The sequence below is a fragment of the Streptomyces sennicomposti genome, from assembly GCF_019890635.1.
GTDB lineage: Bacteria > Actinomycetota > Actinomycetes > Streptomycetales > Streptomycetaceae > Streptomyces > Streptomyces sennicomposti.
Window position 1 is genome coordinate 75,564 of sequence record NZ_JAIOAB010000012.1, and the last position, 14,175, is coordinate 89,738.

Annotated in this window: 12 protein-coding genes and 1 riboswitch; of the genes, 6 read left to right on the forward strand and 6 right to left on the reverse strand. The window is 74.4% G+C overall.

Translation table 11 applies throughout. From position 1 onward, the window contains the following. Positions 1-74: 74 nt before the first annotated feature. A riboswitch (cobalamin riboswitch) is annotated at positions 75-215 on the reverse strand. 357 nt (positions 216-572) lie between these two features. Together K7787_RS10005 and K7787_RS10010 are read right to left on the reverse strand one after the other, a co-directional pair. Next, the gene (locus K7787_RS10005) at positions 573-803 is read right to left on the reverse strand and encodes a hypothetical protein (protein WP_009187929.1); all 231 of its coding nucleotides are present in this window, start codon (positions 801-803) and stop codon (positions 573-575) included. Between the two features lie 34 nt (positions 804-837). Beyond that, on the reverse strand, positions 838-2,256 hold the full coding sequence (locus K7787_RS10010) for an inorganic phosphate transporter (RefSeq protein WP_223001167.1): 1,419 nt from the start codon (positions 2,254-2,256) through the stop codon (positions 838-840). A gap of 132 nt (positions 2,257-2,388) precedes the next feature. Between K7787_RS10010 and K7787_RS10015 the strand changes: the two genes are divergently transcribed. From K7787_RS10015 to K7787_RS10025, 3 genes are all read left to right on the forward strand, one after another. Beyond that, on the forward strand, positions 2,389-3,153 hold the full coding sequence (locus tag K7787_RS10015) for a class II aldolase/adducin family protein (protein WP_223001168.1): 765 nt from the start codon (positions 2,389-2,391) through the stop codon (positions 3,151-3,153). 89 nt (positions 3,154-3,242) lie between these two features. Continuing rightward, positions 3,243-4,370: an alpha/beta hydrolase gene (locus K7787_RS10020; RefSeq protein ID WP_164392201.1), complete on the forward strand. Its 1,128-nt coding sequence runs from the start codon at positions 3,243-3,245 to the stop codon at positions 4,368-4,370. Between the two features lie 388 nt (positions 4,371-4,758). Next, complete coding sequence (locus K7787_RS10025) at positions 4,759-6,033, forward strand: hypothetical protein (protein ID WP_019982904.1); 1,275 nt, start codon at positions 4,759-4,761, stop codon at positions 6,031-6,033. A 36-nt stretch (positions 6,034-6,069) separates the two neighbouring features. Here the strand turns inward: K7787_RS10025 and K7787_RS10030 are convergent, their stop codons facing one another. Continuing rightward, complete coding sequence (locus tag K7787_RS10030) at positions 6,070-6,486, reverse strand: VOC family protein (RefSeq protein WP_043261662.1); 417 nt, start codon at positions 6,484-6,486, stop codon at positions 6,070-6,072. Between the two features lie 958 nt (positions 6,487-7,444). On the opposite strand from K7787_RS10030, the gene K7787_RS10035 reads away from it, so the two are divergent. From K7787_RS10035 to K7787_RS10045, 3 genes are all read left to right on the forward strand, one after another. Continuing rightward, entirely contained in the window at positions 7,445-9,043 is a 1,599-nt protein-coding gene (locus tag K7787_RS10035; protein WP_223001169.1) for an ABC-F family ATP-binding cassette domain-containing protein, read from the forward strand. A 356-nt stretch (positions 9,044-9,399) separates the two neighbouring features. After that, a complete protein-coding gene (locus K7787_RS10040; RefSeq protein ID WP_018567695.1) occupies positions 9,400-9,621 on the forward strand; it encodes a helix-turn-helix domain-containing protein in 222 nt (73 codons plus the stop codon). A 130-nt stretch (positions 9,622-9,751) separates the two neighbouring features. Next, positions 9,752-10,564, forward strand: a complete 813-nt coding sequence (locus tag K7787_RS10045) for an enoyl-CoA hydratase/isomerase family protein (protein WP_009187923.1) — start codon at positions 9,752-9,754, stop codon at positions 10,562-10,564. Positions 10,565-10,675: 111 nt separating this feature from the next. On the opposite strand, the gene K7787_RS10050 is transcribed toward K7787_RS10045, so the two are convergent. The 3 genes from K7787_RS10050 to K7787_RS10060 form a co-directional block, all read right to left on the reverse strand. Continuing rightward, on the reverse strand, positions 10,676-11,431 hold the full coding sequence (locus K7787_RS10050) for an SDR family oxidoreductase (RefSeq protein WP_223001170.1): 756 nt from the start codon (positions 11,429-11,431) through the stop codon (positions 10,676-10,678). A 5-nt stretch (positions 11,432-11,436) separates the two neighbouring features. Beyond that, a complete protein-coding gene (locus tag K7787_RS10055; protein WP_223001171.1) occupies positions 11,437-13,236 on the reverse strand; it encodes a glycoside hydrolase family 15 protein in 1,800 nt (599 codons plus the stop codon). 72 nt (positions 13,237-13,308) lie between these two features. Next, positions 13,309-14,145 carry an SURF1 family cytochrome oxidase biogenesis protein gene (locus K7787_RS10060; RefSeq protein WP_223001172.1) on the reverse strand — a complete coding sequence of 279 codons (837 nt, stop codon included), beginning with the start codon at positions 14,143-14,145 and terminating at the stop codon, positions 13,309-13,311. Positions 14,146-14,175: the final 30 nt, after the last annotated feature.

The following is a 14,175-nucleotide window of genomic DNA, read 5'->3' on the forward strand; positions in this document are numbered from 1 at the left end:
GTTCGTCGCTGGTGACTCTCGGTCGGCAGCCGCGCATGGCGATATGTCCTCACTCAGGGTGTCCACGCCCTGGTTCGACGAGACCGGCGGTGAGAGTTCCTGGCTCCCAGGGGTTCTTCCCCCGGTCACAGTGGCGGGACCGCGCCGGATTCACACCGGGCTTCCTCTCCTGCCGCCGTACATGGCCCCGGCAGTCCACCACGCCCCGCGAACACCCGTCAACTTGCCGTTGACCTGCATCGCACGACTGAGATGAGGCCCACACCGGCCCCGCGCCGGCGCGCGCGGCCCACGCCCTCCCCGCGCTCCTCCCCACGCCGCGCACGCGCCCGCTTACGCCCCGGCGCGCAGCCGTGGCTCCCGCCCCGCGCCGCGCCCCGGACACGGCTCCGCCCCGCGCCGGCCGCTCGGTGGCGGGCCTCGCGCGGGGCGGGGGAGGGGGACGGAAGGCGGTCAGGACGCGGGCCGGGACCGGTTCGGAGCCGGACCTTGCCCGCGACCGGAGTCCGGGCTCAGTCCTTGCCCATGGCCAGGGCCGAGGCTCAGCCCCTGCCCTCGACCGGAGTCCGGGCTCAGCCCTTGCCCATGATCAGGTAGATGCCGTAGCCGACCGCCGCGGCGCACGCCGCGAAGCAGACGTACGCGCCGGTGACGGCGAGCGCCCCGCCGCCGTCGCCGGCGGCCACGGCCCGCTCGCGGCGGGAGAGGCCGGCGATGCCGAGGGTGAACAGGGCCACGAGGCCCACGGTGACCACGAGGCTGACGCCGAAGACGGAGCCGAGAGCTGCCCAGTCGATCTTCATGGTGATGCTTCCTTGGGAGGCCGGGGTGCGGGGCTCAGACGGCTGCGGACGGCGGCACCGCCGCGCTCGCGGGGGTCGCCGAGGACGCCGGGTCGGTGCGCGGCGCGGACGCCGGGGCGGGGATGGTCGCCGCGAGGTCCTCGGCGAGCAGGGCGGCGGCCGGGGCCGCGCCGATCGGGGCGGCGAGCGCTGGGGCGGGGGAGCCGACGGCCTGCGCCGGGACGTTCAGGGCGTGCGCCGGGGGCTGGGTGGCCTGCGCCGGGAACTCCAGGACCGGGGCCGGGGCCGACGGCGGCGGGGCCACGGCGGCGATCGCCTGGGTCACCACGCCGGCCGGCTCCTCGGAAGCGGCGGGGGCCGCGGTGACGTTGGTGTGGTCGACGACCTGACGGCGGGAGATCTTCCAGATCGCCGCGGAGGAGGCGACGAGGAACACGGCGACCAGCGCGGTGCCCCAGTCGCCGAGGCCCGTCACGGCCTCCGCGCCCGCGCCCACCAGCGCCGCGGCGGGCAGCGTCAGCACCCAGGCGATGGCCATCCGGCCCGCGGTGGACCAGCGGACCACGCCGCCCTTGCGGCCGAGCCCGGCGCCCATCACCGAACCGGAGACGACGTGCGTGGTGGAGAGCGAGAAGCCCAGGTGGGAGGAGGCCAGGATCGCGGCCGCCGAGCTGGTCTGCGCGGCGAAGCCCTGCTGCGGCTGGAGGTCGGTCAGACCCGTGCCCATGGTGCGGATGATGCGCCAGCCGCCGATGTACGTGCCGAGCGCGATGGCCAGGCCCGCGGAGAGGATCACCCAGGTGGGAGGGTTGGAGCCGGGGGCGATGGCGCCGCCGGCGATCAGCGCGAGGGTGATGATGCCCATCGTCTTCTGCGCGTCGTTGGTGCCGTGGGCGAGCGAGACCAGACCCGCGGAGGCGATCTGCCCGGCCCGGTGGCCCTTTTCGGCCGCCTTGCCGTCGGACTTCGCGCCGATCGTGTACGACAGCCGGGTCGCGGCCAGCGCGGCGACGCCCGCGACGACCGGGGCGGCGACGGCCGGGATCATGACCTTGGTGACCAGCACCCCGCCGTGCACCGCGCCGAAGCCGGCGGAGGCGACGGTGGCGCCGATCAGGCCGCCCATGAGGGCGTGCGAGGAACTGGACGGGAGCCCGACCAGCCAGGTCAGCAGATTCCAGAGGATCGCGCCGACCAGGGCGGCGAAGATGACCTCGGGACGGATGCCGGCCTCGTCGACGAGGCCCTTGGAGATCGTGTTCGCGACCTCTACGGAGAGGAAGGCGCCCACCAGGTTCAGCGCGGCCGACATGGCCACCGCGACCTTGGGCTTGAGCGCGCCGGTGGAGATGGTGGTGGCCATCGCGTTGGCGGTGTCGTGGAAACCGTTCGTGAAATCGAACGCGAGTGCGGTTATCACCACGATCGCGAGGATCAGCGAGAAGCTTTCCATTTACCCAGGCAATCGTTCGAGCGTCATTGGCTCGTTGAACGTAGGTAACCAGGGTGAACGGAAGATGAACTGAGCCGGTATGGGCGGTGTCCGATTCTGTTGCCCACTTCACACCGCTGGCAGGATCACCGCATGGCTGAAGAACAGGACGAACGAGACGGTCACCGTCCGGAGCCGAGCGGTCGCCGCGTGCCCCGGCCCGAGGAGGTCCGCGCCTGGCGGGACCTGGTGGCGACGGCCCGCCGTACCGTCGCCGACGGACTGGTCGTCGGCACCTCCGGCAACGTGTCGGTCCGGGTCGCGGACACCGTGCTGGTCACCCCGTCCGGCGTGCCCTACGACCGGCTCACCCCCGGCGACGTGACCGGCGTCGGCCTCGACGGCCGCCAGGTGCTCGGCTCGCTCGTCCCGACCAGCGAGCTGCCCCTGCACCTTGCCGTCTACCGCGCCACCGACGCGGGCGCCGTCGTCCACACCCACGCCGTGCACGCCACGGCCGTCTCCACCCTCGTCCCCGAGCTGCCGCTCGTCCACTACATGGCCGGCGCCCTCGGCGGACCGGTGCGGGTCGCCCCGTACGCGACGTACGGCACCGAGGAACTGGCCGCGCACATGCTCCGGGCCCTCGACGGCCGCTCCGGCTGCCTCCTGCAGAACCACGGCACCCTCACCCACGGCGCCACCCTCGACCAGGCGTACGACCGCACCGCCCAGCTGGAGTGGATGTGCCGCCTGTGGCTGACCGCCTCCGCCGTCCCCGGCCTGACCCCCTCCCTGCTCACCCCCGAGCAACTGGAAGAGGCCACCCGCCGCCTGCGCGCCTACGGCCAGCCGCCCGCGAGCCGCGCCCCGGGCCCCCGGCCGGAAAACGAACCTCGTCCGCCCGCCCAGGGATGAACCCCGCTCATCCTGGAACCCGCAGGGGCATGTCACCCCGACCCTTCCTTCCGCTGGCCGGTGAGCCGGTACCCCGTGACACTGGTCCTGTGCGCACAGTGAAAGCGACGGCAGCGGCCGTCACCGCGGCCCTGGCGGCCGGCGCGGCGAGCGTCGCCGCGGGCCGGCTGGCCAGCGACGCCGCGCTCAAGGCGCCCCCGGGCCGCCCCCTGCCCACCGATCACCGCCTCACCGTGCACGGCACGGCCGACGGCCAGATCACCCTCACCCGCGACCTGGCCTCCCTGCGCCGCGGCGCCTACGGCCTGGCCGGCAACGGCTCCCACGCGATCGTCGGCCCCGTCCTGGACGGCGCCCCGCACCTGCCGGACACCGTCGTACGCCGCCTCGACCGCGTCACCCACGGCGACCTGCGCCCCCGCGACAAGGTCTGGCTCACCCCCAACCTGTACGTGGGCGACCCGCACACCGCCCTCGGCCTGCGGTACCGGGACGTGGAGATCCCCGGCGAACTCGGCGACCTGCCGGCCTGGTTCGTGCCCGCCGTCCGCGAGACGTGGGTGATCACCGTGCACGGGCTCGGCACCACCCGGGAACTGCCCCTGAACATCATGGAGTTCCTGCACCGCAGACACTTCCCGGTGCTGGACCCGGCCTACCGCGGCGACCTCGGCGCGCCCCGCTCCCCGGACGGCCTGAGCCATCTCGGCCAGACCGAGTGGCGCGATCTGGACGCGGCGATCCGCTACGCCGTGCGCCACGGCGCCGAGCGGGTCGTCCTGCACGGCTGGTCCACCGGCGCCACCATGGCGCTGCGCGCCGCCCTCCACTCGGAGCTGCGCGACCGCGTCTCCGGACTGATCCTCGACTCGCCGGTCCTCGACTGGGAGACCACTCTGCGCGCGCTGGCCAAGGCGCGGCACACCCCGAACGCCCTGCTGCCGCTCGCGGTGCGCGCCGCCCAGGGCCGCACCGGACTGCACGCGGACCGCGTCACCGTGGCCGCCGACGCCGCGCTGCTCACGGTGCCCACCCTGATCTTCCACGGCCCGGCCGACGAGGTCGCCCCCTGGCGCTTCTCCCGCCGCCTCGCCGAACAGCGCCCCAACCTCATCGCCCTGCACACGGTCCCCGACGCCCCCCACGGCGCCATGTGGAACGCCGACCCCGAGGGGTACGAGGAGGCGCTGCGCCGCTTCCTGACCCCGCTGATGTGACCGCCGGGGCGAGCGATGCCCGGCGGTCCGCCCCCGGTCGCTCCGGCGATTCCGCTCCCGGTCCCGGCGCGGGGCCGCCGCACCCGCGCCGACCGTTCCGCGCCCCGCCGATCCCCCCTGCCGGGCTGGCCGATTCCCGCCGTTCGGCACGCCTCGCGGACCCCTGCGTTGGCCATCCCCGTCGCCCGCCGTGACATTCCGTTTGGGTTTTCGGACCGTCAACCGGAAGACTGCACCTGTGACGTCCCGTATCCCGCGCGACTCCAGGCTTCGACTCGTCCGCCCACGACCCCTGGCCGCCGCCCCCCGAGCCGTGAACCAGCGGCACTCGCGCCGCCCCGCGCCCCGCCCGCCGGAGGGCACACCGGCCCCCGCGGAGCTGGCCAGAATGGCGCGCTCCGGCCTGGCCGGCGCGGCCCGCGTCGCCCGCTGGGCCGACGCCGCCCTCGGCCCCGGCCGGACCGGGGCCACCGCCGACGGCAAGGCCACCCTCTCCACGAGCACCGCCGAACGCGCCGCCGCCGAGCTGGGCCTCACCGTCGCCGAGGTCCGCGCCGACTGGGACACCGCCCGGCTGGCCGGCCTCATCGAGGTGCACGGCGACAGCGCCCGCCCCGGCTGGCGACTGCGCGCCTGGGACCGCGACGACAGCGCGGTGCTGCGCGGCTGGGTCGCCCTGTTCGACGCCTGGTCGCTGGCCTGCCCCGAGCCCGCGGAGCACGAGGCCGCCGCCGTCGCCGAGGTCGTCTCGGCCATGCCGCAGGTCCTCTCCTTCCTCCAGCTCTCGGCCGGGCCCGTCCCCGTCGAACAGCTCCTCGACCTGCTCCAGCAGCGCGTCACCGAACTGCGCACCGCCCGCTGCGAGGTCCCCTACGACCCGCAGCTCGAACCGGCGGCTCCGCCCGCCCCGGGAGCCGCCGAGCCCGCCGAGACCGACGACGCCCCGCTCGCGCCCCTGCTCGACTGGGCCCTCGGCGCGCTCGCCTCCGTCGGCGCGCTCACCTACGGCGACGGCCAGGCCACCCTCACCCCGCTCGGCAGCTGGGCGGTCTGGGTGAAGCTGGAGCAGATCTGCGTCGCCGCGCAGAGCCCGGCCGGGAACATCGAGCAGGCCGCCGAGGACATGCTGCGCGGCTGCGCGCAACTGCGCCCCAACGCGGCCCGCGCCGAGTACCGCGCCTGGCTCGCCGCCCGCCCCGTCGGCAGCGCCGTCACCGAACTCCTCGCCGCCGCCCGCGGTGAGGACGCCCTGCTGCGCGGCCTCGCCTTCGAGGCGCTGCGCGTGGTCGGCGCCCCCGCCGAGCCGGACGTACGGGCCGTGCTGGACGAGCCGGCGCTGCGGCCGTACGCCCTGCTGTGGCTGGCCGAGCACGACGGCGTGGACCCGGAGGACGCGCACGAGGTCCTCACCCGCGAGGAGGCGACCTGGCTGTGGGTGGACACCGCGGCCGCCGTCGCCGACCACGGCGAGGCCCCGATGCTGGTACGCCACCTGGAGGCCGCGGTGCAGCCCACCGTCCCCGCCCTGCTGGACGAGGTACGGGCCGTGGGGCACCCGCGCACCGTGCAGGTGCTGGTCGCGCTCGCCGCCGCGCACCCCGACCCGGCCCTGGCCAAGGCCGTGCGCCGGGCGGCCTTCCAGGTCCACACCGGCGGCAGCTGAGCGGCCCGGAGCGGGCGCGGGCCCGCGGCGGCGGGCTCAGCCCTCCGTGCGCGGCGCGTACGTGCCGAAGCTCCAGACGTTGCCCTCGAGGTCCCGGGCCAGGTAGTCCCGGGACCCGTACTCCTGGTCGGTCGGGGGCATGAGGATCTCCACGCCGTGGTCCACCGCGCGCTGGTAGTGGCCGTCCACGTCGTCCACGACGACGTACACCCCCGCCGGGCCCGCGCCGCGCATCGCCTCGTCGAACCGTCCGCCGTGGCCCTTGGAGCCGAGCATCACCGCGCCGTTGCCCTGCACCAGCTCGGCGTGCTGGACCAGGCCGTCCTCGCCCTCGTACACCGACAGCTCCGTGAAGCCGAGGGCCTCCGTCAGCTGTCCGACGGCGGCCTTCGCGTCCGCGTACAGCAGTGTCGGGTAGATGCTCGGGCGCCCGCCCGCGACCGTGTCCGCCATGCCGATCACTCCCTCGTGACCCGGTTTCGGCCGGTTTCTCCGACCCGCCGCCCAGTGTGGCACCGCCCACTGACAACGCCCCGCGCCCACGCGGACACCCCCCGCCGCCCCGGGGCCTGACCACACCCGGCACGCACCCCCGCCCACCGGACGCCCCGCCCGACCCCGCCCGCCCAGCACGCACCCCGCAGTCCGGGACGCCCGCTGCCCCTATTCGGCACCGGCCGCGCAGTCCGGGACAGACGCCTGACCGCCCCTGCCCGGCATCGTGTCCCGCAGCCCGGACGCCCCGCCGCGCCCGCCCGGCGCCTGGCCGCGCAGGCGGGAGACCCCGCAGCCGTTCGCGCCTGCCCGGCGCCTGGCCGCGCAGGCCCGACATCCCTCCGCGCCCTGCCCACCCGCACCCGGCCCGGGATGCCCTGCTGCCCTGCCCGGCACCGGCCGCGCAGCCCGGCTGCCCCGCCGCGCCCGCCCGGCGCCCGGCCGCGCAGGCGGGAGACCCTGCGGCCGTTCGTGTCTGCCCGGCGCCTGGCCGCGCAGGCCCGACATCCCGCCGCGCCCGCCCGCACCCTGCCCACTCGCGCCCGGCCCGGTACTCCCGAAGCCCATCACGCACGCCCGGCAGCCCGCCCCGCCCCCGGCAGGCGGCGGCACCTGCCCGCCCGGCTGCCCCGCCACCTCTGCCCGCCCGGCACCGAACTCGCACGCCCCGCAGCCGGCCCCGCGCTCGTAGCGCCCGGCCTCAGCGCGCCCCCCGCGCCGCCTGGGTGCGCCCGCCGGTGACCGGTCACCGGCGGCGCGCGCGGCGGAGTCGTCCGCCCCGGGCCCGCGCGAACGCCGGGGAAAACCGCTTGCGGCCCCCCGTTAGACTGTTCCGCATGGCCATTCTCCTCGCGCATTAGACCAGCGGGAACGTCCTCAGCCGTCCATCCCGCCCCACCCGCCCTGGAGTCTGTCCGTGATCTCCGCCACCGGCATCGAGCTGCGCGCCGGCGCCCGCATCCTCATCGAGAACGCCACCTTCCGCGTCGCCAAGGGCGACCGCATCGGCCTGGTCGGCCGCAACGGCGCAGGCAAGACCACCCTCACCAAGTGCCTGGCCGGCGAGGGCATCCCCGCCGCCGGCACCATCACCCGCTCCGGCGAGGTGGGCTACCTCCCGCAGGACCCGCGCACCGGCGACCTCGACGTGCTCGCCCGCGACCGCATCCTCTCCGCCCGCGGCCTGGACCTCCTGATCCGCAAGATGCGCGAGAACGAGCAGCGCATCGCCAACGGCCAGGGCGCCACCCGCGAGAAGGCCCTCAGGCAGTACGAGCGCCAGGAGACGGAGTTCCTCACCAAGGGCGGGTACGCCGCCGAGGCCGAGGCCGCCACCATCGCCGCCGCGCTCAACCTGCCCGACCGTGTCCTCGGCCAGCCCCTGCACACGCTCTCCGGCGGTCAGCGCCGCCGTATCGAGCTGGCCCGGATCCTGTTCTCCGACGCGGACACCCTGCTGCTGGACGAGCCCACCAACCACCTCGACGCGGACTCGATCGTCTGGCTGCGCGACTACCTGAAGACCTACCGCGGCGGCTTCATCGTCATCTCCCACGACGTCGACCTGGTCGAGACGGTCGTCAACAAGGTGTTCTACCTGGACGCCAACCGCTCCCAGATCGACGTCTACAACATGGGCTGGAAGCTCTACCAGCAGCAGCGCGAGGCCGACGAGAAGCGCCGCAAGCGCGAGCGCGCCAACGCCGAGAAGAAGGCCGCCGCGCTGCACTCCCAGGCCGACAAGATGCGCGCCAAGGCCACCAAGACCGTAGCCGCGCAGAACATGGCCCGCCGCGCCGACAAGCTGCTCGCGGGGCTGGAGGCCGTGCGCCAGTCCGACAAGGTCGCCAAGCTGCGCTTCCCGGAGCCCGCGCCGTGCGGCAGGACGCCGCTGATGGCCGAGGGCCTGTCGAAGTCGTACGGCTCCCTGGAGATCTTCACCGACGTCGACCTGGCCATCGACAAGGGCTCGCGGGTCGTCATCCTCGGCCTCAACGGCGCCGGCAAGACCACGCTGCTGCGCCTGCTGGGCGGCGTGGAGAAGCCCGACACCGGTCAGGTCGTCCCCGGTCACGGCCTCAAGCTCGGCTACTACGCGCAGGAGCACGAGACCCTCGACCCGGACCGCACGGTGCTGGAGAACATGCGGTCGGCCGCGCCCGACATGGACCTGGTCGAGGTCCGCAAGGTGCTGGGCTCCTTCCTCTTCTCCGGCGACGACGTCGACAAGCCGGCCGGGGTCCTCTCCGGCGGCGAGAAGACCCGTCTCGCGCTCGCCACCCTGGTGGTCTCCTCCGCCAACGTGCTGCTGCTGGACGAGCCGACCAACAACCTCGACCCGGCCAGCCGCGAGGAGATCCTCGGGGCGCTGCGCACCTACAAGGGCGCGGTCGTCCTCGTCACCCACGACGAGGGCGCCGTCGAGGCGCTCCAGCCCGAGCGGATCATCCTGCTGCCCGACGGCGTCGAGGACCTGTGGGGCGCCGACTACGCGGACCTGGTCGCCCTCGCCTGACGCCCGCGCCCGACCGCCCGGAACGAGCCCTGGTCAACGCCGCATGGATCATTCGGCCCATCGGTGATCCATCATCTGCGTGAGATCTCCTCGTATCGGGGTGTGTCGTACACGGATTTTCCGGCCGAGCCCTTATCTGCCAAGGGCTCGGCCGTCGTGCGTCTCTGACCTGGTGTTTCTCGGAAGAACCCGTTCGGCGGTACGAACGGCGCCGGATGGAATGCCCTATTCCGCTTGTGGGGACGGACTCCTGTCGTCACAACCGTGTCTCACGGACCTTGCCGAATGGGTGGCCATGAGGCCCCGGAGGGGTGATCATGAGGAGACCAGAGCGCACTTCCCATGAGGAGGCACGGGTGGCCGAGACTCTGAAGAAGGGCAGCCGGGTGACCGGCGCCGCGCGCGACAAGCTCGCGGCAGACCTGAAGAAGAAGTACGACGCCGGTGCGAGCATTCGGGCGTTGGCCGAGGAGACCGGCCGCTCGTATGGCTTCGTGCACCGGATGCTCAGCGAGTCGGGCGTCACGCTCCGTGGGCGTGGCGGGGCGACGCGGGGCAAGAAGGCCGCTTCGGCCTGATCCCGGGCGGCCCATTGGCTTCGATGGTGACCACCCGGTCGGTCCGCAGGCCCGCCGGGTGGTTACTGTGCAGTCACTTACGATGTCCGCGCAGGGCATCGCGGCTGACCGCACGCATCGGAGGCGCACCATGGCTTCGCCCGAGCACGACCTCGCACCGCTCGACCCGGTTCTCGACAAGGACGGCGTACGGCTCACCGTCGACGACGCGCTCGCCACGGTGACGCTGACCAACCCGGCCAAGCGCAACGCGCAGAGCCCCGCTCTGTGGCGCGCGCTCACCGAGGCCGGCCGGCTGCTGCCGGGCACCGTCCGCGTCGTGCTGCTGCGCGCGGAGGGCAAGTCGTTCTCCGCCGGACTCGACCGGCAGGCGTTCACGCCGGAGGGCTTCGACGGCGAACCGTCCTTCCTCGACCTCGCACGCGGCGGCGACGAGGAACTGGACGCGACCATCGCCGAGTACCAGGAGGCGTTCACCTGGTGGCGGCGCAGCGACATCGTCACCGTCGCCGCGGTCCAGGGGCACGCCATCGGGGCGGGCTTCCAGCTGGCGCTCGCCTGTGACCTGCGCGTCGTCGCGGACGACGTGCAGTTCGCGATGCGCGAGACCAGCCTCGGACTGGTGCCCGACCTCACCGGCACGCATCCGCTGGTGGGGCTGGTCGGCTATGCCCGGGCGCTGGAGATCTGCGTCACCGGCCGGTTCGTCACCGCCGAGGAGTCGGTGAGCTGCGGTCTGGCCAACATCGCCGTGCCCCGCGACCAGCTCGACGCCGCCGCGACCGACTTGGCCTCGGCGATCCTCGCCGCGCCCCGCGACGCGGTCATCGAGACCAAGGCGCTGCTCCAGGGCGTCCACGGCCGCTCCTACGAGGAGCAGCGCACCGCCGAACGCCAGGCCCAGGGACGCCGCCTGCGCGACCTCGCGGGCCTCGGCGAATAGCCCGCACCTCTGCGTCCGGACCCGGCCGCGGCCGGCCGCCGGAGGCGTCCGCCCGCGACGGCCGGCCGCCGGCGCGGTGCTCCGGTCCCGGAAGGCCGGCGGCCGGCGCGGTCAGAAGCCGTGCCGGGCGCCGCCGTCCACCGGCAGCATCACGCCCGTGACGAAGGACGCCGCCGGCGAGAGCAGGAACGCCGCGGCGCGCCCGAACTCCTGCGGGGTGCCGTAGCGGCGCAGCGGGATGCGCGACTCGCTCGCCGCCCGCGTCGCCTCCGGGTCCGCGGACAGCGCGTCCAGTTCCCGCACCCGGTCGGTGTCGATCCGGCCGGGCAGCAACCCGACGACCCGCACGCCGCGCGGCCCCAGCTCGTCCGCGAGGGACTTGGCGAACCCGGCGAGGCCCGGCCGCAGCCCGTTGGAGATGGTCAGCCCGGGGATCGGCTCGTGCACCGAACCGGACAGCACGAAGGCGATGACGCCGCCGGCCTCCAGCTCCGCCGCCGCGGCGCGGGCCAGCCGCACCGCGCCCAGGAACACCGTCTCGAACGCCGACTGCCACTGCTCGTCGGTGGTGTCCGCGACGAACCCGGGCGGCGGCCCGCCGACGCTGACCAGCACCCCGTGGAAGGCGCCGAAGCGCTCCCGCGCGGTGGCGATCAGCCGCTCGGCCGCCGAGGCGTCCGCGTTGTCCACGGCCACCCCGAGGGCGTTCGGGCCGAGTTCGGCCGCCGCGTCGGCGACCCGCTTCTCGTCCCGCCCGGTGATGACCACCTTCGCCCCGTCGGCGACCAGCTCGCGCGCGGTGGCGTTGCCCAGCCCGCGCGTCGCCCCGGTGACGACGTACACCCGGTCCTTCAGTCCAAGATCCATGGCCCCTATCCTGCCCGCTCGTCCCCGTACAGGGCGAGGGCGGTGTTCACCAGGCCGATGTGGCTGAACGCCTGCGGGAAGTTGCCGAGCTGCCGCCCGGCCCCCGACCCGTCGTCCACCAGATACTCCTCCGCCAGCAGCCCCACGTCGTTCGCCAGCCCCACCAGCCGCTCGAACAGCTCCTCGGCCTCCTTCGTGCGCCCCGTCATGTGCAGCGCGTCGGCGAGCCAGAACGAGCACACCAGGAACGTGCCCTCGCCGCCGGGCAGCCCGTCCACGGCCGCCGTGTCGGTGCTGTAGCGGCGCACCAGGCCGCCCTCGCCGAGTTCCGCGCGGACCGCGTCGATGGTGCCCGTCACCCGCGGGTCGTCCGGCGGCAGGAAGCCCACGCGCGGGATGAGCAGCAGGGCCGCGTCCAGCTCACGCGAGCCGTAGGACTGGGTGAAGGTGCCCCGGCGCGGGTCGTAGCCCTTCTCGCACACCTCCCGGTGCACCTCGTCGCGCAGCGCCCGCCAGCCGGCGAGGTCCCCGCGCAGCTGCGGCTCCTCCTCCAGCGTGCGCACCGCCCGGTCGGCGGCCACCCACACCATCACCTTGGAGTGCACGAAGTGCCGCCGTCCGCCGCGCACCTCCCACAGCCCCTCGTCGGGCTCCCGCCAGGCCTCGCGCAGGAAGTCCAGCAGCGCGCGCTGCATCGACCAGATGTGCGGCTTGGGCGACAGGCCCGAGCGGCGGGCCAGCGACAGCGTGTCCATGACCTCGCCGTACACGTCCAGCTGGCGCTGGAGCACCGCGTCGTTGCCGATGCGCACCGGCGCGGAGCCGGCGAAGCCGGGCAGCCACGGCAGCTCGAACTCGGGCAGCCGCCGCTCGCCCGCCAGCCCGTACATGATCTGCAGGTCCGCCGGGTTGCCGGCGACCGCGCGCAGCAGCCAGTTCCGCCACGCCTCGGCCTCCTCCTGGTAGCCCGCCGACAGCAGCGCGCCCAGGGTGAGCGTGGAGTCGCGCAGCCAGCAGTAGCGGTAGTCCCAGTTGCGCACGCCGCCCAGCTCCTCGGGCAGCGAGGTGGTCGGGGCCGCGACGATGCCGCCGGTGGGGGCGTAGGTGAGCGCCTTGAGGGTGATCAGGGAGCGGACGACCAGGTCCCGGTGCGGGCCGGTGTAGCGGCAGCGCGCCGCCCACGCCCGCCAGTCGGCGACGCTGTGCTCCAGCGCCTCGTACGGGTCGATCAGCGGCGGGCGCGGTTCGTGCGAGGGGTGCCAGGTCAGCACGAACGCGACCTTCTCGCCCCCGGCGATCTCGAACTCGGCGTGCGTCCCGAAGTCCTCGCCCCAGGTGCGCACCGGCGGCTCGCTGCGCAGCCACGCCGAGTCCGGTCCGGCGACGGCCACCCGGTGACCGTCGCAGCGGCGCACCCAGGGGACGACGGAACCGTGGTCGAAGCGCAGCCGTAACGTGCTGCGCAGCGTCACCCGGCCGCTCAGCCCCTCGACGATCCGGACCAGGTCGGGGGCCCGGTCGCGCTGCGGCATCAGATCGGTGACGCGGACGGAGCCCTGGGGCGTGTCCCACTCGGTGTCCAGTACCAGGGTGTCGTGGCGGTAGGCGCGGCGGGTGCACGGGCCGTCGACGCCGACGGGGGCGATGCGCCAGTGCCCGTTGTCCTCGTCGCCGAGCAGTCCGGCGAAACAGGCCGCCGAGTCGAAGCGGGGCAGGCAGAGCCAGTCGACGGAGCCGTCCCTGCCGACCAGCGCGGCGGTCTGTTGGTCGCCTATGAGGGCGTAGTCCTCGATCCGGGGCCACATGGATGACCGGCTTCCCGGCGGACCGCGCCGCAATCAGCCCGGCCGGCGGTCGCGCGCCGCACGGCCACGCGCCTACACGGCCGCGGTCTCGCTCTCGGCCGCCGTCACCGGGGCGTCCGTCCCGTCCTTCTGCCGCTGGTCCCGCACCTCGCGGCGGGCCAGCACCAGCCAGCCGACGGGGACGCACGCGGCGAACAGCCACCACTGGATCGCGTACGGCAGGTTGATGTCGCCGACGCCGATCCAGCTGGTGTCCTCCTTGGGCGAGGGGAGCAGCCGGGGGCTGCCGCCCTCGGGGGCGGGGGAGACGAGTTCGACGTAACCGCCGAGGACGGACTTGGCGGCGGTGTCGCCGGAGTCCCGCAGGAGCGCGCCGACCTGGGCGCTGTTGATCAGCATGATCTGGCGGTCCGGCAGCCCCGCGACGTTCTTGATGCCGCTGGCCGCCGTCGTCTCGTCCTGCATCAGCCGGCCGGTGACCGTGATCTCGCCCCGGGCGGGGGCGGGGATCTTCGGGAAGGCGGTCTGCGAGGCGGGGGAGGGGATCCAGCCGCGGTTGACGAGGAGGGTCCTGCCGTCCGCCAGCACGAACGGGGTCAGCACGTGGTAGCCGACCTGGTCGTCGCTGTTGGTGCGGCGGCGCACGACCAGCTCGTGGGCCGTGTCGAAGTGGCCCTTGGCGGTCACCCGGCGGTAGATGTCGTCGTGCGCGACCGCCCCGCCCACGGAGGTGAGCGACTCGACCGGCACGGGCTTCGCCGCCAGCGAGGCGGTGATCACCGCGTTCAGCTTCTGCCGGTGGTCGTGCCGGTGCAGCTGCCAGAAACCCAGCCAGATCATCGTCGGGATGAGCAGCAGAGCCACGAGGGTCAGGATCACCCACTGGCGGGTCAACAGGAAGCGGTACACCCCACGACGGTACCGCGCCCGCCGTGGGGT

Coding starts and splice junctions, on each gene's coding strand:
- K7787_RS10005 (WP_009187929.1), bottom strand. CDS start 803: ATGAAGATCGACTGGGCAGCTCTCGGCTCCGTCTTCGGCGTCAGCCTC.
- K7787_RS10010 (WP_223001167.1), bottom strand. CDS start 2,256: ATGGAAAGCTTCTCGCTGATCCTCGCGATCGTGGTGATAACCGCACTC.
- K7787_RS10015 (WP_223001168.1), top strand. CDS start 2,389: ATGGCTGAAGAACAGGACGAACGAGACGGTCACCGTCCGGAGCCGAGC.
- K7787_RS10025 (WP_019982904.1), top strand. CDS start 4,759: ATGGCGCGCTCCGGCCTGGCCGGCGCGGCCCGCGTCGCCCGCTGGGCC.
- K7787_RS10030 (WP_043261662.1), bottom strand. CDS start 6,486: ATGGCGGACACGGTCGCGGGCGGGCGCCCGAGCATCTACCCGACACTG.
- K7787_RS10045 (WP_009187923.1), top strand. CDS start 9,752: ATGGCTTCGCCCGAGCACGACCTCGCACCGCTCGACCCGGTTCTCGAC.
- K7787_RS10050 (WP_223001170.1), bottom strand. CDS start 11,431: ATGGATCTTGGACTGAAGGACCGGGTGTACGTCGTCACCGGGGCGACG.
- K7787_RS10055 (WP_223001171.1), bottom strand. CDS start 13,236: ATGTGGCCCCGGATCGAGGACTACGCCCTCATAGGCGACCAACAGACC.